The following is a 22,788-nucleotide window of genomic DNA, read 5'->3' as shown; positions in this document are numbered from 1 at the left end:
AGAAAAACAGACGTACCACCACAGTGGTCTATTATGCAATCTCTTTGAGTAGATCCGGCGGTCTTATTTTGAGAGCTTTGAAAGCGTCGTAAGCATTGCCCATCGTTTCAGTCCTTGCAAGAAAGCGTTTCTTTCTACCGTTAGCTCAACTGCCCTTATCTCTGTCAAGTCTTCGAGTATTTCTGCGTAAGAGAAAGTACTTCCAATCTCTTTCAGCTTTCTGCATAAGGCAGTCTCCATTACTAGTGCAAGGAAACAGATCATTATGTGTCCATTCACCCTTGTTTGCTGCAGAATATAAGTACCCTCGTGTCTGTGTAATGGTATATGGGGCGAAGATCGAGTCCGCTCTTCAGTTCCCTGAAGGCCCTCTCTACTTTCCACAGTAGCTTGTGTGATTGAGCAACCTCTCTATTGGTCAGTTTTGTGTTCGTTCTTAAAACGTATTTGCCATCGTATTTGATTTCCGAGGCCATCTTTTCCTGGTCTATCTTTACATCTGTTTTCTGGATATTAACATATCGCTTTCTTTTTCTTCCGAAAAACACCAGAAGAGTCAGCATTTTGAGAGTAGACCTGAACCTATGGAGCAGAACAACTGTTTTTCAACTAGGAAACATTTGCCTGAAACACACAATCTCGTCTAGATTCTGAATGAAAGGAGGTGCGTTCAACATCAACATAATGAAAATTTCTTCAGGGAACATTCGCGACTCTTTCGGAGAAATCTCGCACAATCGGACAGGTTATCTTAATCCGGAAAGCGCACCAACGTCTAGCAGATTGCTTGCTCTCTCTTACCGTTAATCTCTTACAAAGAGTAGACGACACGCAATTTGAATGATCAGTTTGAAGTGAAAATTGTAAACTGATCTTTTGGCAAAGTTCAATCAGAACTGATCTGTGTTAGACTCTTCCCGAAAAACTGTATATACTGGTTTGTTCAGTTCGACCCTTCAGTGAGGTTCCGTCTAGCAGATTGGGAATAAATAATCACTAATGGAAGGGCTGAAGAGAGTATCTCAACCAGAAACAACTAAGGCTGGATGACCTGTGGTAAAGTTCCTGAAGATACAGAAGATATTTTCAGATTGACTATAATGAAGACTTCCTGTGTAATCTCTTTTTCCTCCCCTAGTCTAACACTCTTGAGATGTCTTGCTAAAGACGTTCTTTAGTATAGATTCCTCTGTCCTTTCTTCCATAATCCCCTTTGTACGCCACTTTTCGAATGTCTTTCAGCAAATCTATTTTGCGGAGCTTCTTGTACTTCAAACGCTCTTTAACTATTCTTCTCCGTCTGTTGACTGATCATTTCACACTTAGCGCTGTAGAAAAGGAATTCAAGCGGTTTTCTGTTTTTTGCTGAAGATTTGAACTTCGAAATGAGGCCGCCTACATACCTAAAAAAGAGCTATCATAAGACCGACTGACGCTTCCTTCCCCCTTATGCAGTATCTCTAAAACTCTTTGCTTCAAGACTCTAAAATCCAGCGTAACGTACCCTCAGGGGAAAACTTTCGGTTAAGTTGACTAGTCTTTCCCAAAACCGAACTTTTCGGGGATTCCTATGCAGAGGGAAGCAAGCTGGCCAAAACTTTTGTATCTCTGAGCAGTGAAGTAGTTTCGATCGTACTATATATATTTGCTGGGATAGCTCCTAGCAACCAAAGATTGGGACCACGAAAGGTCTGACAAGGTCCATGATGCGCTAAACCTTCTTACTTGTTTCTCCTAACTAACTACAGCGAACAGCTGATCTCGTGAAAGCAGTCTATTTCTCTTCCTTTTCACCGGAGATCATTATCATTAATACTATCAGTGCAGCCATAGTGAACACGACTATTCCCGGCAACAAATAACCTATGATGGTAAACAACAAAGAAGAAGGTATGTAGTCTCTCAACGGAAGAAGCCACCAGGTAAACCCTCCCGCAAGGCTCTCCCTTATATAGAGTACTAGAGTAGCGGCAAGAAGAAGCTCTTCTAAAACCGGCAGTGCTATTCTCTTGGCTAGAGAGCAATACTGAAGGAAAAAACCCGTCACGAAAAGTGTAATCGGAAACAAAAAGTCCATGATGCCAATATCAATGCTCTTCCCTTCGAGCACAGAGTTTACGATCTGACCACCACCAAAGAGAAGAGCAATAACAACTGCAACAAACATAAGAAGATTACCGAGAAATATGTAAATGCCCCTCATATGATCACCTCAAAAAAAACCGGCCCGTGTTGGGCCGGCATTTACTCTAATTAAATCAGAAGTACTTATCGAAATACAGTCCGAGTGACCAGTCAACTGCTGGAAGAATGTCAACACTGGCACTGAAAGTAACTAGATCAAGAACAGGGAAGCTAACGTTTACATTAAGAGCAGATGCAGAGTCCTTGATGTAGTATCCGCCACTTGCACCGATTGTCGGCTTGAAACTCCCCATTTCAAGCGAAAGAGCACTCTTTACATAAGCGGAAATATTTGTCCAGTCGGCAAGGACGTCTGTAAGAATTTCATAACCAAAACCCACTAAGTCAACATCATCCCTGGTTCTGAAATCGCCGGAACCTACGAAAACGTCGAGACTAACAGGACCCGCTGTCCATCCGAGAGACTTAACCAGGAAGCCAAGCTCCATGGTCTGTGCCGGAGTTACGAAGTCGTAATTATACACAAACTTGACTCCCGCATAGCCGATTCCATCCTTGGAAATAACCGGCTGTATCCATGCACCGAGGGCATTGGCTGCAATGTCATACTGCACGTTTGCATCGATTGTTAGAACACCAATACCGTATCCAACATTCAGTCCTACCCACTGGCCAAGTGCATCAGAATACCTTGCATAAGGATTGAGGGTCAGTAGACCTACTTCAAGAACATAGCCAACATCTACAACATAATTGAACACAGGTGTTCCAGTAAGGTCACTTGCATCCACGCCACCCGTAACGGTAAGACCCTTGAAAGGAGTCAAGCTTGCTTCAAGAATAACATCGCCGCTCCACTTGAGATCCTTTAGGCCTGTCTGGGCAGAGAACGAAAAGATGTCCCATGCTCCTCTCAGAGCTATCCTGTCGCTTGCTCCAAGCAGATCAGGTTCCTGAGTAGCGGCCTGAAGGCCAAGTTCCTTAAGATTTAAAACGAACGTGGTTCCCTTTGTGGTGCCGTAATACGAGAACCAGCTGAGACCGTATCCGTCGTCATAACCAAATGACTTTGCAGCGTACCAGCTGGCAGATGCCTTCTCGTTTTCCACTGTGAAAGAGTCGAGCGTTACACTAGGCGCAACGAGATCAATAGCAAGGCTGAACGTGAGCCCGTCAACATCGGCCGCGGCTCCAAAACCGATTGAATAAACATCGAAACCTAGGTCTGTAGTCAATCCTGTCTTGTCTAACTCAACTTTACCCCAAAGATTACCTTCCAAGTAGGGATTCAGAGTCACTGCTGTAACCGAGAAAGCAACCGAGATGGCCAGAAGTACCACTAAGATTCCAACAAGCTTCTTCATGCACACTTACCCCCTTTATAAGAGTGTTTTTGGTTTTTGGTGATGCGCATAACGCAAATATACCACATTTCATGTAACAAAAGCAAACCCACTTGTTGCTAACTTGCACAGAAAGATCATTTCAGGATTAACCCTACCGCTCCAAAAGCAAGTGCTACAAAAGAAAGGATAATCGCTGCATTTGTATTGATTACATTCTGCTTCTGAGTCTCTTCGAGAGCAGAAATCTTACCTTCGATAACCACATCGTTTTCTTCGAGGGCGGCTATTCTAGTTTCGGCTGCCTCAAGCGCAGACTTGTCTGCCTTGTTCCTGTCGAGCTTGAACATCTGAATTGCCATTGTGTTAGTGATGCTCTCCAGGCTGTCTACTGCTCCTTCCAAAACTCCAACCTTACCCTCAAGAGTGCCTGTTCTATCTTCGAGGGAAGCAATCGAATCGGCATGATCATCAAGAACTGCGATGTTAGCATCGATTTGGTCAAAAGCAACTTCAAGCATTTCGTAGTTATCTGTCACTTCATCTCTCAGGAGATCGAGCTCCCCGTTGAGATTGCCAAGCTCTGCTTTCAGATTCTCTTCTGCGAGGCCTAGCTTCCTGTAGAGGAAATTCATCTTTGCCGTTAGCTGCTCGGGCGTCACGTAGTCGAGCTCCGAAATCCTCTTGTTAGCAGCAATAACCGCATTACTAAGCATCTTCGTTGTGACTTCGAGATCCGTGACCCTTCCCTCTACTGCTTCCACATCGCTGGCTGAAGCCTTTGTGGAAAGCTCGGATTTGAGTTCCGCCAGTTTTCCGTCCAGATCGTCAAGTCTGGAAATGTTTAGGTCGACCTGATCAAAAAGGACTTCAAGGGTTTCATCAGCATTCTCCATTGCTGCATGAATCTCTTCGATTTCGGCATCGTAGTACTTAACTTCGGGCATCTTGGCAATGCTGTCCTGAATCTTGAGGATCCTCGTGTACATGAGCGAAAGCTTGTCATTTAAGTCCTCATTGGTTACATAAGGCTCGAGATCTGGCATTTCGCCTGCTAGTTTCGACTCGAGAGTCGAAAGATCGTCCTTCGTAGCCATACTTCTCCTCATGGCAAAAAGATCTGACGTCACACTGTTAAGAACGTTTTCAGTAGCCTCAAATCTGGAAGTTAAATCAGCAACCGCCTCTGCCTGCTCGCTATTGTCGTTCTTCAAATTGGCAATAGCTTGACCGAGAAGCTTAACTGTAACTTCGAGATCAGTTGCTCTGTTCTTAAGAGCCTCAACATCCGAAGGAACGCTACTCATCGAATCAAGTCTTTCGCTGATTAGCACGATTCCTTCATTTGCAGTGACTGCTTCCATGGAGAGTCTGTCGATCTCATCGTAAAGGAAAGCGACCGTATCGTCAAAGGTTTTCAACGACACAAAGTCTCCAGTCATTCCACTTTGTTTCAACGATGCGACCGTTGCCTCAAGTGCCCTCAGTTCCGCTGTTAAATCGACCAAATTCTTCTTGTTGTCAGAGATCTCCAGGGAAAGCCCCGCGACTTTCTTCGTAAGAGAGAAAACCACTTCCTGGAGTTTAGCATCCCCGGCATCAGAATAGTCCATAAACCTGGCAAGAGTCATTGCCAGCTGGTAACGCGTAGCAAACTCACTACCTCTGAATGTGCCATCAGGGAAACCAATGAACAATCCACCGGCTGTCGTCTTAATAACGCTGTCGTAGGCCCAGTGATTTTCTGACAAATCGCTGTACTCGACACCCAAAGATAAGGATGCAAAAGCAACAACGATCAGTGTCAGTATAGAAAGCTTCTTCATGGATCCTACCCCCTTTCAAAATGTTGTCATTTTCTACAGCAAACTACGAACTAATTATACAGTAAAGATACGTCCATATTCAAGAGTAATTAGCACTTGACAAGGCGATAGAAACGCTTTTTTCCGATTCTCAGAACATCTCCATCGGAAATTTCGATAACGGAATGAATATCATTCAAGACTTCATCGTTGACTTTCACTCCGCCCTGGTCTATAAGTCTTCTCGCTTCGCTTCTTGATGAAATATTAGCATGAGAAACCAGAAGATCAACAACTGAAACACTCTCTGTCGAGATTTTTATTTCCGGTATCTCTCCGGGCAGCTCTTTGTTTCTGAAGATTTTTATGAACTCGTCTCTTGCATTGAGCGCCGTCTCTTCCCCATAGAACTGAGATGTTATCTCCACCCCAAGCTCGAGCTTTAAATCCCGTGGGTTTACCGACTTGCTCTTGATCTTTGTCTCGATTTCGGAAAGTTCTACTTCGCTCTTGTCGGTCAGCAATCTGAAATATTTCAGTGTGAGGGTGTCGGGAATTGACATGAGCTTTCCGAACATGTCCCTTGGGGTATCGTCAAAAGCTATGTAATTATCGTAGCTCTTTGACATCTTGAGCTTTCCGTCCGTCCCTTCAATAAGAGGAACAGTGAGAATCGCCTGGGCCTCAAGGCCATGCTCCTCCTGAATCTTTCTTCCGACGACGAGGTTGAAGAACTGATCATCTCCGCCAATCTCGACATCGGCTTTCACAACAACAGAATCGTAGGCCTGAGCGAGAGGATAAAGAAACTCGGAAATTCCAATTGGTTCGTTCTCCTCGTATCTCCTGGCGAAGTCATGTCTTTCCATCATTCTGGCAACCGTGTATTTTGAGGAAAGCCGAATAACATCTTCGAAACTCATCGCATCCAGCCATTCGGAATTGAATCTGATTTCTGTAAGCTCTCTGTCGAGTATCTTGAAGGCCTGAGTGCTGTAAGATTCAGCATTGATCTTCGCTTCCTCTCTGGAAAGCATTGGTCTCGTCTTTGACCTTCCGGAAGGGTCACCGATCCTAGCCGTAAAATCTCCAATGATCAATACAACTTGATGACCGAACTTCTGAAAGTGACGCAGCTTTCTCAAGACCACAGCATGACCCAGGTGAAGATCCGGTCTGGACGGATCTACACCAAGCTTAACCCTCAACGACCGTTTACTTTTAAGCTTTCTAAGAAGCTCCTCCTCTGAGATCAACGATACGTGATTCCTGGATAGCTCCTTAAGTTGTTCCTCAGGGGTCAACAACTCTACCACCTTATGCGCCAAATGCTCTCGAAATTACAAATGCAATCAAAATACTGTTCACCATGAATCCGATAGCAAGGCCAAGCGTGATTTTACCCATAGTGTCCAGCCCCTTCTTTCTGCCAAACATGGTATGAGACGCACCGCCTCCAAAAGCCCCGCCCAGCTCCGCGGACTTGGACATTTGCATCATTACGGCAATTCCTAATCCCACACTTATCGCAATGTGCAGGGAAATCAGTACATATGCAAGAACAACCATCAAAGAATACCTCCTGTATCTTCTAACGCTCTTCTGGTATTATACAATATGTGCGGATTTGTAGCAAACGAGAAGCCTGAGTTGGCGGGTGGTATTTTGAATGACAAAACGGTAATTGTTTACCTTCCTTTGAAGCCAGAAATGGCTAAGGCCAATAATCTCCCGATAAAGCTCCCGATCCTCGTCCAGGACATGGGGAATGTTCTTGACCTGGACAGAATAGACCTTGACATAATCATAAGGGGTCTTGAGGCTCAATGCCTTTTGGAGAGCGACGATTATTATGAGTCATACCTAATTTATTACTACTATGAAGCCTTCAAAAGATCGTTGAATTCCGGCAATTTCGATGAATCGAAGAAGTTCCTGGAAAGGGCAGGAAAAATCAAAAAGGACTATAGGTATCATTTCTATCTTGGATTGTTGCTTAGGGAGGAAGGAAAGATTGAGTTGTCGGAAATTGAGCTGAGACAAGCGATAGAAATGAATCGGGAATTTTACATTGGTTATTATGAGCTTGGCAGATTGTTTCAGCTTCAAGAGGAATACGACGAAGCGGTCTCTTCATATGTGAAGTCCGTTGAGAAGTCTGGAGGACAGTTTCCTCTACCTTTTGTCGCCACGATTGACTGTTTCATTTCAAAGGGAGATTACAGTGCCGCAATGGAAGTTATTGACAACGTGAATGAACAGTTTCCTCTTTATTCGGAAATCCTTCTCAGGAAGGGGGTTATCTTGAACGAAACCCAAAAGTATTCCTTAGCCGAGGCGACTTTTTCCGAAAATATTGGACTCGGGGAAGACTGGAAGAGTTTCTACAACCGCTCCTTTTCAAGGGCTAGACAGGGGAAGTTGTTTGAGGCTTATGATGATTTGAAGACTGCATTCAAGATCAGTGGAAATTCCGAAGTGCTTTACGAACTAGCCATCTCAGAGAAGAATATGGGAATGCTTGAGGACTCTCTTTCTCACTGTGAGAGATACTATAATGAGACCCTAGACGAAAAGGCTCTGGTCCTGAAAGCACGAATACTTGATATGATGGGTGATTATGATAGCGCGATCGAGGCAACAGAGGAAAGATATGTGGAGCTCAAGAATGTGCTTCTGATTCACAAATATCTTGCCGAAGGTAAGATAAAGAGAGATCTTCCCTTTGAAGAACCACTGAACGAGTTTTACTATAGATCATTGCAGAACAAAATTGCTAGAGATGGATTCTCTGATTGCAGATTGATCGAATCCGGAAGGATAAATATCGAGAGGCTTACAGAGCTTCTTACTGAACTGGGGATCGATGATTTGACTGAGAGAATCTCTCTGCTATCTGAAGGGCTTCTTCCAGGCAAAACGAGAGAGGTCACTTTACCCGAAGTTGGACTGTTCACCACACTTATTTTTGAGATGCAGTTTTTCCCTTCACAGCAGGAGTATCTTTCGTATCTGATGTCTTTCCTCGTTTCCGGCAAGGGTAAGACGACTGCGATTTTCAAGACTCTGTTGTATCTTGAAAGATGGTCTCTCTCCGGTCTGCCTTTCACAATCGAAGCGTTCGTGGACGAGTATATAGAAGAAATCAAGGATCTCAGCTTTGACTTTGGGCTGAACATTGCCAGGATAATTGAATACGGAGGATCGGATATCGACACTTTTGAAGAGGAACAGGATGTAGATCCTGAAGAGGCGGTGCTTACTATCATATATTCACTTGAAAAGGGAACAATAAGCGAGTTGAGGACTCCCGATTACTCGCTAAACAACTATATTTCCAGGCTTTCTGGGGCAGGAGGATAAATTATGAATAACGTTGACGAGTTACTCGAAAGATTCTTCAACGCACTTGAGAATGATACGAGCGACCTAACCGATGAAGACAAAATCTCCAGTATTCTGAGTTCGGAGTTTAATCAGAAGGAGAGAGAAACGCTTACAGGTGTCCTTGATTCTCTCTTCGGCGAAGTCACAAAAATGGTTGAAAACCCAAAAGAATACTTTTTTAGCAACGAGCAGGAGAAGCTGGACGAATATTTGAAAGAAAAGAACAAAAAAGTTGATAATCCTGACTGAAAAGGTGTATAATCATTTCGTAGGGTTACTTCAGCGCAAAGTATTACCGGTGTTATGCACCGGTCTTTTTTTGTTGTTTGGAAACCAAAACCTTTGCAGCTGTTTTCCAGGGAAGGATTACGCACTTCGCTCTCATAGGATGTTCCTTCAACCCCTCAAAAAAAGCGGCATCACCTATTTTTGACCCATCATAATCCTCACCACGTATCATTTTCTCAAAATTCACAATTGTCGCAGCTGCTTCATCAAGTGACTTACCTTCAAGAATCTCTGTCATGACTGCAGCTGACGCCTGACTTATCGCACAGCCTTCACCCTCAAATCCAATAGTATCTACAACTCCTCTTCCAATAATCAGATAAAGAGTGATCGAATCTCCACAAGAAGTGTTCGAACCTTCGACTGTGTAAGTGCAATCCTCTATCCGTCCTCGGTGGCTATTGTTCTTGAAGTGATACATTATGAAGTCGGAATATAATTGCTCGAAGTTCATAAGAACCACCTCTCTGCCTTACTAATCCCTTCGATAAGTCTTTCCACATCTTCAACCGTATTGTAAAAGTAGAATGATGCTCGACAAGCAGAAGTAATGCCAAGAGCCTCCATCTGAAGTTGGGCACAGTGATGACCGCTCCTGATCGCAACTTCCTGAGTTCTTCCAAGGAATTCGGCCAGATCGTGAGAGTGTATATTCTTGTGAGAAAAGAGCAAGATCGCATGACTATCTGGCGGACTGTAAACAGTAACATTAGAGATCTGTTTTAGCATCTCTCTAGCGGTTTCTGTAAGATATGAAACGTGCTTATGTATCGCGGACATACCGATCTTGTTCAGGTATCTGCAGGCCGATGCAAGTGAAACGGCACCGGAAATGTTCTGTGTTCCGCCTTCCAGTCTGGAAGTTCTCTCCTTTGCGTAGCTCGAAGTCTCAATACTTACCCGATCTACCATACCGCCTCCGAATACAAATGGTGTGAGATCATCCAGGAGTTCTGCCCTACCAACAAGACAGCCAATTCCAGTTTCTGCAAGCATTTTGTGACCGGAGAAGACCAGAAAGTCCGAGTTGACCTTCTTGAAATCAAAGATCTCATGCGGAACCAGTTGAGCTCCGTCGATTACTATCAAACCGCCAAAAGAGTGGACAAGCTCAGTCAAATCTTCAAAAGGAGTTCTGTAGCCTGTGGCATTAATCAGTCCCCCAATAGAAAAGACAAACGGCGCCTCTACCCCAGTTAGGTTCTCTTCAACCTCTGTCATAGTCAACTCCGCCCCCATGATGGGCAAAGCCACGAACTTAATTTCATTCTTCAGGCTGTGATACTGCCACGGAAGGAAGTTACTGTGATGCTCGAACGTTGGGACTACAAAAGTTTTGTACCGACCGGAAGTAGCCAGTGCATTTGCAATGATGTTCAGACTCTCTGTGGAGCCCTTTGTGAATATTAATTCGTCTCTTTCTGCTCCGATGAACCTGGCAACTTCGCTTCGACTTGATTCATAAAGAGCTGTCGATTTCTCCGCAAGTGGGTAGACAGCTCTGTGCACATTTGCATTTTCACGCTCGTAAAACCCCTTGACCGCATCAATTACACTTTGCGGCTTTTGAGCGGTCGCCGCGCTATCCAAATAGGCTAGTGACGGATAGTGTCGAAAGACAGGGAAATCCCTTCTGACTTCCTTGATGCTAATATCGGATGTCTCTTTCAAACTCATCTCTTACCACCCCCGAGTGGTCTGGGAAGATCTCATCGATTTCTCTTAAAGTCGGCTCAAACTTACCTTGAACGATGATGCTCATAGACTGGTCCCTTGTAAGTCCTCTCGACATAAGATAGAAGAGCTTCTGCGCGTCAATGGATCCCACAGTTGCTGCATGAAAAGCGTCGACTTGATTCTCTCCCACAAGAAGTGAAGGTATTGTATCAGCCCTTGCAGACTCGGATAGCATTAAGATGTTGCTGTATTCGCTTCCCTTAACTCCTTTTGCTCCTCTCTTAATGTCTATTGTCCCTCTGAAAACACTCCTGCTGTTGTCAAGTAGTACACCCGACCCTGAAATTCTTCCCTCTGACCAATTTGCTCTGTGTCTAACAACATATTGCATATCAAGAACAGTATCACCTCTCGCCACAAAAAGAGGCATAAAAGATGCAAGAGCCCTCTCTCCTTCTAAAAGAGCCAAGTGAAAAGCCGCAGTTGACGCGTTGCCACAATTCACCTCAAATACCCTAAGCTTAGCGTTTTTCTCAAGAAGATACAGGTTATTGATGAAAACATGTCCCCTTTCAGTCACTCTATTTAGGACTAAAAGCTCTAAAGATGAGCCTTCCTTTATCAAGAACCTGTTGTTCTGAAGCAGCCAGTTTCCAAAACGTCCGCTATCGATTACTACTTTAAGACTCGAATTTTCTCCTAAGACAAACATATTGCTCGAAATCCTTGAATCACGGTTAAATGCAACTGAGTAAGACTTTTCCGCTGATTTGTTCGGAGGTATAGAAATCATTGATCCTTCGCTGAAGAAGATATCTCCTAGCAGAAGGATCTTTCTGTCAAGACCTTCAAAATCCAGTTTATCGAGAAGCTCTACCTCGTCGCTCTTCATCGAAATAAGCGGTCTGACAAAAGGATCTGAGTAAGACAAACTACGCCTTGGAGAGATTTCCGGCAATTTCATCCCGGTAAGCTTCAATCTTTTCCATGAGGGGAAGGCCAGCGTTCTATACTCTGAATACCTGTTACTCATGAAAGCCAACATCGCAGGCGAAGATGCCTCAGCCGAAATCAGAAAATCTCGGTTGTCGTAGTCCTTAATTGACAGTTCCTCTCTTCTTGTTGGTTTAACCATTTCGAAGTTTTTGTGAACCAATTCCGTAGTCATTTCCATTGTTTCCACCTCATCCTATGCTGCTTTCCATTTCCGTGTCTATCAGTCTGTTCAGCTCAACTGCATATTCAACAGGTAGCTGATGTGAAACAGGTTCCATGAAACCTCTTACTATGATCGCTTTGGCTTCCGATTCACTTAAGCCACGACTCATAAGGTAGAAAATCTCTTCTTCTCCTAATCTTCCAATTCTGGCCTCATGACCGACTTCTGCAGCATTATTCATCACTTGGATTATTGGAACAGTATCGGCCCTTGATTCATTATCGATCATTAGAGCAGTACACTTAACCGACGACCTTGAGTTCATTGCACTTCGAGAAATGTCCAAAAAACCTCGATAAAAGGCCCAGCCTCCACCCACGCTGATGCTTCTGGCATCAACCAGTGAACTTGTGTCTGGAGCCAGGTGAATCACCTTCGATCCTGTATCCATATGCTGACCGGGACCGGCATAGGTAATTCCAAGATGCTCAGCTCTGGCACCCCTGCCTCTTAGAACAGATGATGGATAGAGCATGGTCTTCATGCTTCCCAGTGAACCAGATATCCATTCCATCGTTCCGCCTTCTTCGACAATTGCCCTCTTGGTATTCAAGTTGTACGTGTTCTTGGACCAGTTCTGAATCGTAGAGTACCTGACCTTAGCATCCTTTAGAACAAAGATTTCTACCATGCCAACATGAAGATTGAGATCGTTGAATCTCGGAGCTGAACAGCCTTCTATGAACTGGAGATCGGAACCTTCATCTGCAATGATCAACGTGTGCTCAAACTGGCCACTGCTTTCCACGTTCATTCTAAAATATGCCTGAAGAGGAAGTGGGACTTTGACTCCTTTGGGTACATAAACGAATGAACCGCCACTCCAGACAGCTCCATGCAGTGCCGCAAATCTGTGATCTGTCGGAGGAACAGCCTTCATGAAAAATCTCCTTACCAGTTCAGGATACTTTTTGACAGCCGTCTCCATGTCGAGGAAGACAATACCAAGCTCTTCGAGCTCCTTCCTTATGTTCTGATACACAATTTCCGAGTCAAACTGAGCACCGACTCCAGCAAGAGATTCTCTCTCCGCCTCGGGAATGCCAAGCTTCTCAAAGGTCTCCCTAATTTCTTGTGGAACATCGTCCCAGGATCTATGCTTGTCGGAATCCGGACCGAGATAGGAGATTATTCTGCTCAGATCAAGACTCTCAGTGCTTACTCCGAATCCTGGTTTGCTCGAGAGACTGAAAGCCTTGAAAGACTGAAGCCGCTTCTTAAGCATCCATTCGGGCTCATTCTTCCTTTTCGATATATCGATTACTTGGCTCTCTCCGAATCCCCTTTCGCTCATAAAACGGTACTTTGTATTTGAAAGAAAATCAAACCTTGAACTGTCTAGGAAGACCTTTTCTCGCATGATCAGACCCCCTTGAGTGAGTCAAAGATCGCTTCATATCCATTCTCTTCGACTTCTCTGACAAGTTCTTTTCCTCCACTCATTGCTATCAATCCATCGATCAAGATGTGGACACGGTCGGGTTCAACATACTCAAGAAGTCTCTGATAGTGTGTGATTAGTAAAACTGAGTTTTCTGGATTTCTGAACCTGTTTATTGACAACGCTATGCTTTTCATAGCGTCAACATCCAACCCGGAATCTATTTCGTCAAGAATCGAAAACCTTGGCTTCATGAAGTTCATCTGAACTATCTCGGCTTTTTTCTTTTCTCCTCCGGAAAAACCTACGTTCAAATATCTGTCTATTAATTCACTTTCTAGACCAAGTTCAAGAGATAGTTCGTCGATTTCCTTGCTCATTTTCAGCAATGGCACCCTGCTGCCCGTACTTTGAGAGACTGACATAAGAAAGCTCCTGAGTCTGATCCCTGGAATTTCCTGAGGATGCTGAAAGGTCATGAACATTCCCATTCGAGCTCTTTCATCTACGGTTAATCTAGATATATTCTTATTCATGAATTTCACAGTACCACCAGTAACTCTGTATTTGGGGTTCCCCATCAGCACATTCGCAAGCGTTGATTTACCGCTACCATTGGGTCCCATAATAACGTGTAGCTCCCCGTTTCCTATTGTGAGACTCAACCCTTTCAATATCTTTACGTCATCTTCCGCCAATACTACGTGCAAGTTCTTAGCTTCTAAAAGAGTCATTCCATTCCCTCCAAACCCGGTAATTATTATCTGGATTATAACATAATGCCGACAATTATTGCCGATAATCAACACCAATAAGTACGATACCGTTTCAAGGATATATAATTGGAGAAATTAAGGTATGGAGGTGCTTGATGCTCTATGTAGTCTTTATAGGTGTCCTCATGGGTCTTGCCAATCTTATTCCAGGAGTGAGCGGAGGCACTATTGCACTCCTTGGAGGCTTATATGAACGTTTCGTGGGCTCGATTTCCTCAGTGTCCGCTTTTAAGATTCGCAAAGAAGATGTCGTTTTCCTCATCGAAATTGTTGCGGGGATTGTTATAGGAATCCTCGGCTTTTCAACCCTAATAGATGTTTCTCTTTCGAGAGTTCCTTCTTTGATGTACGGCATCTTTTCGGGACTTGTCATAGGAGGAACTCCCGTTGTATTCAAGAGAATCGAGAAATTCGATTCCAGCTCATTTTCTTTCCTTGTAATAGGGGGTTTGCTCGTCTATCTTGTTTCCATTCTTGCTTCAGGGCCGGGAAAAGAAGCTGTTCTAAATCACAATACAGCGAGCCTTTTGTATGATGTTTTTGCTGGATTCTTCGGTGCAGCTGCGATGGTTCTGCCAGGTCTCAGCGGTGCCTTCATTTTGTTGATTATGGGTGAATACACTAGGGCTATAGCTGCATTAAGACACTTCGATTTCATAATCATAGTGTTCATAGGAGTTGGAGTTATCCTTGGAATTGTATTCGTGAGCAGATTAATGAAATTTCTGATGAAGAGATTCCGGAGTCAGACATTCGCTTTTCTCCTAGGTCTAATGATAGGTTCACTTCCTGATTTATTTACGAGACCCGGAAGCAATTCAAATGTTCTTCAGATTATTATCGGATTGGTTTCTGGACTGGCGATTTCGTATCTTTTAAGCATGTTCGAAAAAAAGACAGAATAGAACCCTGACTACTTACTGTGATTGATCGCGACTCTATGAAGGCGCTTGTCACAATCGAGCAACTCACCTATACCTTTTACGACACAGGTTCTCGGATCCTCTGCAACAACTGTCTTTATTCCAGTCTCTTGAATAATCAAGTCTGGAAGTCCCCTAATTAGGGAACCACCACCTGTAAGAACCACACCGGTATCCATTATGTCCGCAGCGATCTCAGGAGGCGTATCTTCCAAAATCTGGCGCAGATTCAATACGATCTCCTGAAGAATCTGAGAAATGGCTTCGTGAACATCATCGGAAGTGATTCTTATGTTCCCGGGAAGGCCATTCAGTGCGTCTCTTCCACGTACTTCTAGTTCAAAACTCTCCAGCGTTGGAAAGGCCTTTCCTATTTTGGTTTTTACGTCCTCTGCGGTTGAGCTGCCTATGAGAAACTTGTACTTGCGTTTTACGAATTTGATTATTGCATCGTCCATAGCATCTCCAGCAGTTCTTAGGGAGCGCGAAACAACTATCCCGCCAAGGCTGATCACCGCGATATCGGAGGTCCCCCCTCCAATATCGACAACCATGTTTCCTACCGAATCAAAAATGTGAAGACCGGCTCCGATGGCAGCAGCGATGGGTTCAAGAACGAGGTAAACCTTACTTGCACCTGCGGCGGTGGTGGCTTCAATAACGGCTCTTCTCTCAACACTAGTTACCTTCGCCGGAACCCCGACAACAACGGCCGGCCTCGAGAAAGAGAACTTCGTACGGGTCCTCTTAACAAGATCTTTCAGGGCCTGTTCTATTATCTGATAATCGGCGATCACTCCGTCTCGAATTGGCCTTACCGCCTTGATATCCTTTGGCGTCTTCCCGATCATTTCCTTAGCATCGGATCCTATCGCTATAATTTTTCCGGTCTTGGCTTCAACAGCTATAACAGACGGTTCGTCTATGACGATGCCCTTGCCCTTCTGGAAGACCAAGAGAGAAGCGGTACCCAAATCGATTCCTAAATCGCCTTTTTTCATACAAGACCTCCCGCGTTGCCTATATGGCGTGCTCGGTGGGATTTGAACCCACAATCTCTGGATCCGGAGTCCAGCGCTCTATCCGTTGAGCCACGAGCACTCAATAACCTGCGGACCTTCCGAGTTCAGATCGACCATCCCATCGAGCTCTTCTCCACAAGCGATTACTATTATATCGTAAGATGAAAAGTCAATATCGTCAACAATATTGACGGGTTTCATCCCTCTTCTTACGAAAGAAAGGAAGACTTGAGGATCCTCGACAAGGACACCCGGCTCAGTTTCAAGACAATCAAGACCTTCAATCATTGCAGATCGCGGCCTATAAAACAACACTCTACTTTCTGAAGCCAGCCTGGGTAGGTCTCTGCAAACGCCTCTTTCTTCTTTTACCTCCCATTTTTTCGACATTCCGGACGAATAGTTCCGCAGGATCTGGATAGCACTGAAAACATCCCTCGCTTTAGAGAAGTCTTGTCCGGCCTCACTCGAAAGACGCCTGGCAGTTTCGGTTGTAAGGGTCTCATCGACCAGGAATACTCGTCCAGGGAAGATACTCTTGACTTTCTCTGCAAATGAAACGGCCTTCAGAGTGGACTCACTGAATCTACCGGACATTGATATGGGGAGGCCGATTACAATCTCCTCAATTCCCTTCTCCTCAATAATCCTCAGAAGATTTTTTTTGTAGCCGGTGTGATCTATTGCGAATAGAGGAATTTCGATGTTCTCAACCTGTAATGCCAGTCCTATTCTGGATGTTCCGAAATCAATCCCCAGTCTAATCATAGAATGACTTCACGGGATTCTCATCGCACAAAGCGGAATACATAACTTCTACGTTATGTTGCTTGAGAAGCACCAGAACTGAATCGACAACATTTGAAGAAACTGCGATGGAAAGCGAACATCCGGGGAATAGACCGGGTGGTGTGGGGAAAACCTTTGTCTGGAAACCATGATTCCTCAGTAATGATAGAACTTTGATTATATCTCCTTGGGAGACTACTATCAGAGCATCCAGCTTACGGGTATCAACCAACCTTCAGCACCTCTTCGGCATTGGTTAGACTCCTTAATAGCCCCCTTGTAGTCATAGTAGATAACTTTGTAGCGAACCATCTCGTCATTCTCTTCTCTGCCACACCTTCTCTGTATCTCAGGGTCTTCTTCACCTGTGTCGTGTCGAGGGCTGCTTCCGAGTTACTGTACCAGACACCGTTGTCCGCACTCAACAACTCCATTTCCTCAAGCATTGAGAGGAAGACCTTAGAGATACCGTCTTCAAAGCTCAGAGCCTTCTTTATGTCTCTCTCCGACGCAGGGAGTACCTCTTTCAAGTCCTGATAAACGGCTTCCAACTCCTCAACAGTGGGAAACAAACGGTCCATTTCGCTTGTGTTTGAAACGAGGTCCGCCTTGTTGAAGGAGAGATTCAAGAAAAGTTCGGAATCTTCACCGGGCCTTGTAGCAACGGCATCGATTACTTCCAGGAAGTTTCTCGGAGCACTGTAAAAGACAATATTTGAATTGCCCAGTGTAACCCCGAGACCATCACTTGAAGGAGTCGTTATAAGGACCCGAATCTTCTGTCTTTCGACAAGAGAGTAGATAACCGATCTCTGGAAATCCTTGAGAAGATAGTTGTAGAAAATCAGTTCACCGTTTTGCAGAGCGTGAGACAACCTTGAACCCATAGATTTTGCAAGAGAAACCGTCTTGTGAGGAGAGTCAACAATTACTGCCACATTTTCCCCGTGGCCTACTATTGACATCACCTGCTCCACTTTCTTTCTCGAGCCGCGGTTGTCTATAATGCCAACTCTCTTTATTGGACTTGGTTTATACACGTGCGAGATTCTCTTGTCCAGGAAGAACTCTTTGAGGTCATCACAGAAAATGCTTCCAGAAAAACCGGAAATGCCGAGAACTTTATCGATGTTATTGAAGAAACCTTCAAGGTCTGGATGATCCTTAAATATGCCGGAAAGAATATAAGACGGTTCGTCAAAGATTATCTCGCCGGCTGAATCCGAAATTTCGTTGAATCTTTCAACGAAGAAGGGTAATGTAACGAAGACAACTGGCTCGTCCAGTTTGCCTCTGTAAAGTGAATTGGCAAAGATTGGCTTTATCGAATCCAGATAATGCTGCAAAGAATAATATGTGTGGGCAAGTGTGCCATTGATGGCAGAAACAATGAAAGTTCTCTTGCCCTTCTGATAATTCTTCAGAATCTTGAGCGCAAGGAACGGATTCTTCAGCCTTATGTTACCGAAGATTCCCCAGGGATTCTTCGCACTTACGTCCATGAATTCCGGACACTTATGTGACACCTTCTTCTCCAGTTCAGCTATTAGCGCCGAGACGTCCGACTTAATCTGCAAGCCCGGTTGTTGGTTCTTCCAGTCTCTTATGAACTCAAAGACAAAGTTCTTGTCTCTAACTTCCTCTTCGAATACGGGATCAATGTACAACCTCGCGTCAGACAAGGAAAGTTTTACACTCTGCAGTCCATAAAGATTATCATTCTTTATAGAGGCAATGGCGTCTACCTTGAGAAGGTTTGGCTTGACATACTTGAAATCATCGAACATGGTGCCCATGTTGTAACCTATTGCAAGAGTCTTTCGGTCTCCAGAGCGCAGTATGAGTTTCACATGGTCGCTTCCGCTACCAAACATCTTTGCCTTTTCAATGTTCAAGCCTTTGATCAAGAATTTCGGCTCGGGATTGGAATGCCCAAAAGGTCTCAACAATTCAAGCTTATCGAGTATCGAGGGGGTAATAGAATCAAGAGTAAGAACATCGTCAACGTCAATCTTGAAAACCGGCTGCTTCAAACCGTATAGCTTTATGTAAGCATCGTTAATTGCAGACCTGAATTCCGATATTTTTTCTTTGTCAATACTGAAACCGGCCGCCATCTCATGCCCGCCGAACTCCCTCAACAGACCCGAGACCTCGTTAAGCAGGCTTATTATGCTTACACCGGCAGGGCTTCTTGCGGAACCCTTTCCATCGGAGCCGTTTGTAGCTATCAAGAACACCGGCTTGTTGTGAATCGACACGAGTCTTGACGCGACAATCCCAAGCACTCCCAGATGCCAGTTGTCGCCATCTATAACCAGCGCGAAATCGTCTTTGAAACTCGCAGTATTCTCAAGATCCCTTTCCGTTTGTTCAAAGATTTTCGCCTCGATAGTCTGTCTGTTCTGATTGTGCTTCAATAGACGGCTAGCAGTGTTCATTGCCGAATCCATATCTTCGCTAATCAATAGTTCAAGTGCCACAATTGCTGAATCCATTCTTCCCGCAGCGTTGAGTTTTGGGGCAATCTTGAATGCAATGTCCTGTGCAGTAAGGTTTTCCGAAGGAATTCTCAGGTAAGAAAGAAGCGCTTTTAATCCGAGTAGCGGACTGCTCTGAATCTTTGCCGTTCCTTCTTTAACAATGTAGCGATTCTCATCTCTTAGAGGTACTATATCCGCAATCGTACCGAGCGCCACAATATCCAGGTACTCCTCGGGATCTATAGGACAGTGAAGGGTTTCGTTCAAAGCGACAAGCAACTTGAAGGCCACACCAACCCCGGCCAATCCTTTGAAAGGATAATCGTCGTCGGGCCTCTTTGGGTTGACAACTGCGTCGGCAGGCGGGAGGAGATCTTTCACTTCGTGATGGTCCGTAACAACAACGTTGAATCCGATCTCCTTTGCGAACTTGATTTCGTCAAAGGAAGTGACTCCGCAATCTACGGTTATGAGGAGGCTGTGCCCCTGATCCCTCAAATCTTTGATTGCGTCCTTGCTCAATCCGTAACCTTCTTCGAGTCTCAGAGGAATGTAATAGCTAACATTGAATCCCATCCTCTTCATTGCGAGGTATAGGAGTGCGGTGCTCGTCACACCGTCGACATCGTAATCGCCAAAGACGACTATGCTTTCGTTTCTATCGCGGGTCTCGATGATCGTACGAACCGCCAAAGGCATGTCTTCAAGAAGGAAAGGATCGTGGAGAATCGTCTTGTCGGGATTCAGGAACTTCATCGCTTCAACTTCGTTATCTATTCCACGCGTTACCAGTAATCTCGCCAAAAAAGCGTCAATGCCCATGAATTCGACCAATCTGTTTACGGCCTCATCATCGGGCTTTAGGAGAAGCCACTCCTTTCTCATAAAGATCCACCCTCTCTTTTTTTCTTTTGAGAAGATTATACCATTCTGACCAATAGCCCGGAGAAGTTGACGACTTGTATCCCAAGAAATGGTGTTGTACAATCTATGTATGAGACTAGACGCCTTTGTGTCGAGATTTGGGCGCTTCAGCCGAAGTGAAAGCAGGAGAATAATTAGAAGCAATGGAGTGAGTCTAAACGGAGTCCTCACGAACAATCCTTCTGAAGTAGTTGATGAAACAGACACTGTCATTGTTGACGGAAGACCTCTAGAGGCTTTTTGGAATGTTTATATTGCCCTTAACAAGCCTGAAGGTTACGTTTGCTCAAGAGAAAGAAGCGAAGGCAGAAGCGTATTCGAACTCATCGACGCGAACTTCTCGGCAGATCTGTCAACTGGAGGAAGGTTGGACAAGGACGCAACGGGACTTTTGATACTCTCTAACGACGGCAAGTTCATTCACGAAGTGATTTCGCCCAGAAAGCTTGTTGAAAAGGAATACCTTGTGGAAACAGCCAAAGAGATAACCAAGAAAGAGATTTCCATGATTTCACAAGGGCTCTTCATTGGAAACAATGAGTTTTCGAAGCCGACTCATGTCGAGCAAATCGATCACTTTCATATGAGGATCGTTCTAACGGAAGGCCGATACCATGAGGTAAAGCGACTTGTTTCTGCATCAGGAAACAAAGTAATCCAGCTGCATAGAAGGCGGATTGGATCTTACTGTCTATCTGAGGAGCTACGACCAGGAGACTGGCAGCTTCTCTCAGAGAACGACAGGAAAAAGATAACCGGGACTTGAGTCCCGGTTATCTTCGAAGCAACGAACGAATGTCAGTCTATCCTTGAAAGATTGAACGAGAGATTGTGATCTCCCTTTCCAAAGTAACGGTATGTCACCGACACGCGATACCCGTCTAGCACCAGGACTACCTCGTAGTATCCGGGATCTAGTTCTACAACTCTGTTGGTTCTGCCATAGTCTCTCCCGTTTATGAATATTCTTGCGTTAGAAGGATCTGAAGAAATGGTGATTCTTGCGACTGGCCTTTCCTCAACAAGTATTATCTTCGTTGAAGAACTCGTTCCAGCGGCAAGATTTACTTCCTTACTATCGGTGATATAACCTGATTTCTCTACTCTTATAGTATGTCTTCCGGCATCCACATCGATTGAGAGCGGTGATCTGCCGACATAAACGTTGTCAACAAAGACGGACGCATTGGTTGGCTCTGTCTCAACGGTTAACCTTGCCTTCTTTGCGTACAGGGTAGCGCTGACCTGCCTATCTCTATCAAGCGAAACGCTTGTGGAGAAGTCATCATATCCATTCGCAGTAACTCTAACCGTGTAGGTTCCTTCTCTCAAGTTAAGGTTCAGCGGTGTTCTCCCCTGATAGCTACCATTGATGTACACCAGAGCGTTCGAAGGCGAACTTGTAACGCTCAATCTGTACTCTCTCACTAGAGGCGACAGAGTAATCGACTTGGATATCGAACGGTCGAGCATAAAGCTTTCGGAATAAGTCTCATAACCAGACCTCTCTATTCTGAGGTTCTTCGTTCCAGCTTCGAGAGTTACGTTCAAAGGAGTGCGACCAATATAGGCATTGTTTACATAGACATCTGCCCCGGAGGGACTAGTAATTACTGAGAGCTGATAGTTCTGGACGATCGGGGTCAATGTAATTGATTTGGATATGTTCCGGTTTAGAACCAGTGTTTCCGTGTAAGTCACATAACCGGACTTCGAAACACTGAGATTCTTGGTCCCTTCTTCCAGAGTTACATTCAAAGGTGTCCGACCTATCAGACTTCCATCGATATAGACAACAGCATCACTCGGGTTCGTGACGATCGAGAGCTGATATTCGCTGACGAACTTCTTAAGGTCTAGCTGAACATCAACGGTTCTCCCGCTTATCACTGAGAACTGTCTGGTTTCGCTCCTGAAACCACTCTTATAAGCCGTAACAATGTGGTTTCCATCATCTAGATCCATGCTGAGCGGGCTTGTGCCAACCATCTTGCCGTCAATATATATCGTTGCGCCTGACGGGGTCGTAGTTATTCTTGCGCGTCCCGTGCTCGGCATTATGTCCAGGTAGAACCAGGTTGTGGAGACTGCATACTCCTGTTTGTCGATTACGGGTATTACTTTTGACACGACAAAGTCCTCGGCCTTAGAACTTGCTTTTGGAAAAATGTCTCCCGCTTCGGCCTTGGCCATCAGGGCATCCAGAAATCCAAGAGGCATCGTAGATGCCACTATTTGGAATATCTCCTTACCGCCACCGGTTTCGCTTGTCAACTGAAGCCTGTATCTCGTATTGGCGTTTTCCGTTGGAAGCGTGTACGTTACTCCAGCTTTCAGGAAATTGTTGCGGTCAAAACCATTTGGAAATATCAGCTGAATCTCGCCGTTGGGAGTGATATCGTAAATTGCCACATAGGCATCCTTATTGACTTTGAAATAAGTCTTTACCTCCTCGCCGGAGTAATATAGAGAGCCTATGTCTCTGTCCAGCCAAATTGAAACTTCAAGACCTCCTTGTGGTTCTTCAGGCACGATAATGACCTTCTGAAGATCGTAAGAAACTATACCAAACAAAGATATCGCCAGAAACAAACTGAGAAAAACAAGAATTATCTTCTTCACAATC

General features: G+C 44.7%; 19 protein-coding genes, 1 tRNA gene and 1 pseudogene. 4 read left to right on the top strand and 17 right to left on the bottom strand.

The genetic code is table 11. The features are described from left to right. Nucleotides 1-31: 31 nt before the first annotated feature. The 6 genes and pseudogenes from THEBA_RS15040 to secG form a co-directional block, all read right to left on the bottom strand. A pseudogene (locus THEBA_RS15040) lies at nucleotides 32-524 on the bottom strand (IS1634 family transposase); the annotation flags it as partial. A gap of 1,250 nt (nucleotides 525-1,774) precedes the next feature. Then, complete coding sequence (locus tag THEBA_RS01740) at nucleotides 1,775-2,203, bottom strand: hypothetical protein (RefSeq protein WP_014730192.1); 429 nt, start codon at nucleotides 2,201-2,203, stop codon at nucleotides 1,775-1,777. A gap of 55 nt (nucleotides 2,204-2,258) precedes the next feature. After that, on the bottom strand, nucleotides 2,259-3,509 hold the full coding sequence (locus THEBA_RS01735) for a hypothetical protein (protein ID WP_014730191.1): 1,251 nt from the start codon (nucleotides 3,507-3,509) through the stop codon (nucleotides 2,259-2,261). A gap of 116 nt (nucleotides 3,510-3,625) precedes the next feature. Next, complete coding sequence (locus THEBA_RS01730; RefSeq protein WP_014730190.1) at nucleotides 3,626-5,314, bottom strand: S-layer homology domain-containing protein; 1,689 nt, start codon at nucleotides 5,312-5,314, stop codon at nucleotides 3,626-3,628. 89 nt (nucleotides 5,315-5,403) lie between these two features. Continuing rightward, nucleotides 5,404-6,597, bottom strand: a complete 1,194-nt coding sequence (gene tyrS / locus THEBA_RS01725; RefSeq protein ID WP_014730189.1) for a tyrosine--tRNA ligase — start codon at nucleotides 6,595-6,597, stop codon at nucleotides 5,404-5,406. 13 nt (nucleotides 6,598-6,610) lie between these two features. Continuing rightward, entirely contained in the window at nucleotides 6,611-6,862 is a 252-nt protein-coding gene (gene secG / locus THEBA_RS01720; RefSeq protein ID WP_006491783.1) for a preprotein translocase subunit SecG, read from the bottom strand. Between the two features lie 96 nt (nucleotides 6,863-6,958). On the opposite strand from secG, the gene THEBA_RS01715 reads away from it, so the two are divergent. Together THEBA_RS01715 and THEBA_RS01710 are read left to right on the top strand one after the other, a co-directional pair. Continuing rightward, nucleotides 6,959-8,656, top strand: a complete 1,698-nt coding sequence (locus THEBA_RS01715; protein ID WP_014730188.1) for a tetratricopeptide repeat protein — start codon at nucleotides 6,959-6,961, stop codon at nucleotides 8,654-8,656. 3 nt (nucleotides 8,657-8,659) lie between these two features. Next, a complete protein-coding gene (locus tag THEBA_RS01710) occupies nucleotides 8,660-8,929 on the top strand; it encodes a hypothetical protein (RefSeq protein WP_014730187.1) in 270 nt (89 codons plus the stop codon). Nucleotides 8,930-8,981: 52 nt separating this feature from the next. Here the strand turns inward: THEBA_RS01710 and sufU are convergent, their stop codons facing one another. The 5 genes from sufU to sufC are packed head-to-tail and all read right to left on the bottom strand — an operon-like array spanning nucleotide 8,982 to nucleotide 13,979. Beyond that, nucleotides 8,982-9,422: a Fe-S cluster assembly sulfur transfer protein SufU gene (sufU, locus tag THEBA_RS01705; RefSeq protein ID WP_014730186.1), complete on the bottom strand. Its 441-nt coding sequence runs from the start codon at nucleotides 9,420-9,422 to the stop codon at nucleotides 8,982-8,984. Then, the gene (locus THEBA_RS01700) at nucleotides 9,419-10,645 is read right to left on the bottom strand and encodes an aminotransferase class V-fold PLP-dependent enzyme (protein WP_014730185.1); all 1,227 of its coding nucleotides are present in this window, start codon (nucleotides 10,643-10,645) and stop codon (nucleotides 9,419-9,421) included. Before THEBA_RS01700 ends, sufU begins: the two co-directional genes overlap by 4 nt. Next, a complete protein-coding gene (locus THEBA_RS01695; protein ID WP_014730184.1) occupies nucleotides 10,617-11,819 on the bottom strand; it encodes a SufB/SufD family protein in 1,203 nt (400 codons plus the stop codon). The genes THEBA_RS01700 and THEBA_RS01695 overlap by 29 nt, the downstream gene beginning before the upstream one ends. Before the next feature lie 10 nt (nucleotides 11,820-11,829). Beyond that, nucleotides 11,830-13,224 carry a Fe-S cluster assembly protein SufB gene (gene sufB / locus THEBA_RS01690; RefSeq protein ID WP_014730183.1) on the bottom strand — a complete coding sequence of 465 codons (1,395 nt, stop codon included), beginning with the start codon at nucleotides 13,222-13,224 and terminating at the stop codon, nucleotides 11,830-11,832. Nucleotides 13,225-13,226: 2 nt separating this feature from the next. Next, nucleotides 13,227-13,979, bottom strand: coding sequence for a Fe-S cluster assembly ATPase SufC (gene sufC, locus THEBA_RS01685; protein ID WP_014730182.1), 753 nt, complete (start codon nucleotides 13,977-13,979; stop codon nucleotides 13,227-13,229). Nucleotides 13,980-14,116: 137 nt separating this feature from the next. On the opposite strand from sufC, the gene THEBA_RS01680 reads away from it, so the two are divergent. Further along, nucleotides 14,117-14,926: a DUF368 domain-containing protein gene (locus THEBA_RS01680; protein ID WP_014730181.1), complete on the top strand. Its 810-nt coding sequence runs from the start codon at nucleotides 14,117-14,119 to the stop codon at nucleotides 14,924-14,926. A gap of 8 nt (nucleotides 14,927-14,934) precedes the next feature. On the opposite strand, the gene mreB is transcribed toward THEBA_RS01680, so the two are convergent. The 5 genes from mreB to recJ all read right to left on the bottom strand — a co-directional run bounded on the left by mreB (nucleotide 14,935) and on the right by recJ (nucleotide 20,123). Next, the gene (mreB, locus tag THEBA_RS01675) at nucleotides 14,935-15,945 is read right to left on the bottom strand and encodes a rod shape-determining protein (RefSeq protein WP_014730180.1); all 1,011 of its coding nucleotides are present in this window, start codon (nucleotides 15,943-15,945) and stop codon (nucleotides 14,935-14,937) included. A 24-nt stretch (nucleotides 15,946-15,969) separates the two neighbouring features. After that, a tRNA-Arg gene (locus THEBA_RS01670) sits at nucleotides 15,970-16,045 on the bottom strand. Further along, nucleotides 16,024-16,734 carry a Holliday junction resolvase RuvX gene (gene ruvX, locus THEBA_RS13960; protein ID WP_081484590.1) on the bottom strand — a complete coding sequence of 237 codons (711 nt, stop codon included), beginning with the start codon at nucleotides 16,732-16,734 and terminating at the stop codon, nucleotides 16,024-16,026. Before ruvX ends, THEBA_RS01670 begins: the two co-directional genes overlap by 22 nt. Beyond that, nucleotides 16,727-16,987, bottom strand: a complete 261-nt coding sequence (locus THEBA_RS01665) for a DUF3343 domain-containing protein (RefSeq protein WP_014730179.1) — start codon at nucleotides 16,985-16,987, stop codon at nucleotides 16,727-16,729. Before THEBA_RS01665 ends, ruvX begins: the two co-directional genes overlap by 8 nt. After that, nucleotides 16,980-20,123 carry a single-stranded-DNA-specific exonuclease RecJ gene (gene recJ / locus THEBA_RS01660; RefSeq protein WP_014730178.1) on the bottom strand — a complete coding sequence of 1,048 codons (3,144 nt, stop codon included), beginning with the start codon at nucleotides 20,121-20,123 and terminating at the stop codon, nucleotides 16,980-16,982. Before recJ ends, THEBA_RS01665 begins: the two co-directional genes overlap by 8 nt. Before the next feature lie 109 nt (nucleotides 20,124-20,232). On the opposite strand from recJ, the gene THEBA_RS01655 reads away from it, so the two are divergent. Further along, on the top strand, nucleotides 20,233-20,928 hold the full coding sequence (locus THEBA_RS01655) for a pseudouridine synthase (RefSeq protein WP_014730177.1): 696 nt from the start codon (nucleotides 20,233-20,235) through the stop codon (nucleotides 20,926-20,928). 32 nt (nucleotides 20,929-20,960) lie between these two features. Here the strand turns inward: THEBA_RS01655 and THEBA_RS01650 are convergent, their stop codons facing one another. Further along, nucleotides 20,961-22,784 carry a PEGA domain-containing protein gene (locus THEBA_RS01650; RefSeq protein WP_006491774.1) on the bottom strand — a complete coding sequence of 608 codons (1,824 nt, stop codon included), beginning with the start codon at nucleotides 22,782-22,784 and terminating at the stop codon, nucleotides 20,961-20,963. Between the last annotated feature and the right edge of the window lie 4 nt (nucleotides 22,785-22,788).

Origin of the sequence: Mesotoga prima MesG1.Ag.4.2, assembly GCF_000147715.2 — a bacterium.
Classification (GTDB): Bacteria; Thermotogota; Thermotogae; order Petrotogales; family Kosmotogaceae; genus Mesotoga; species Mesotoga prima.
The sequence above is the reverse complement of the archived record's forward strand: the minus strand, read 5'-3'. Positions and strand labels throughout refer to the sequence as shown.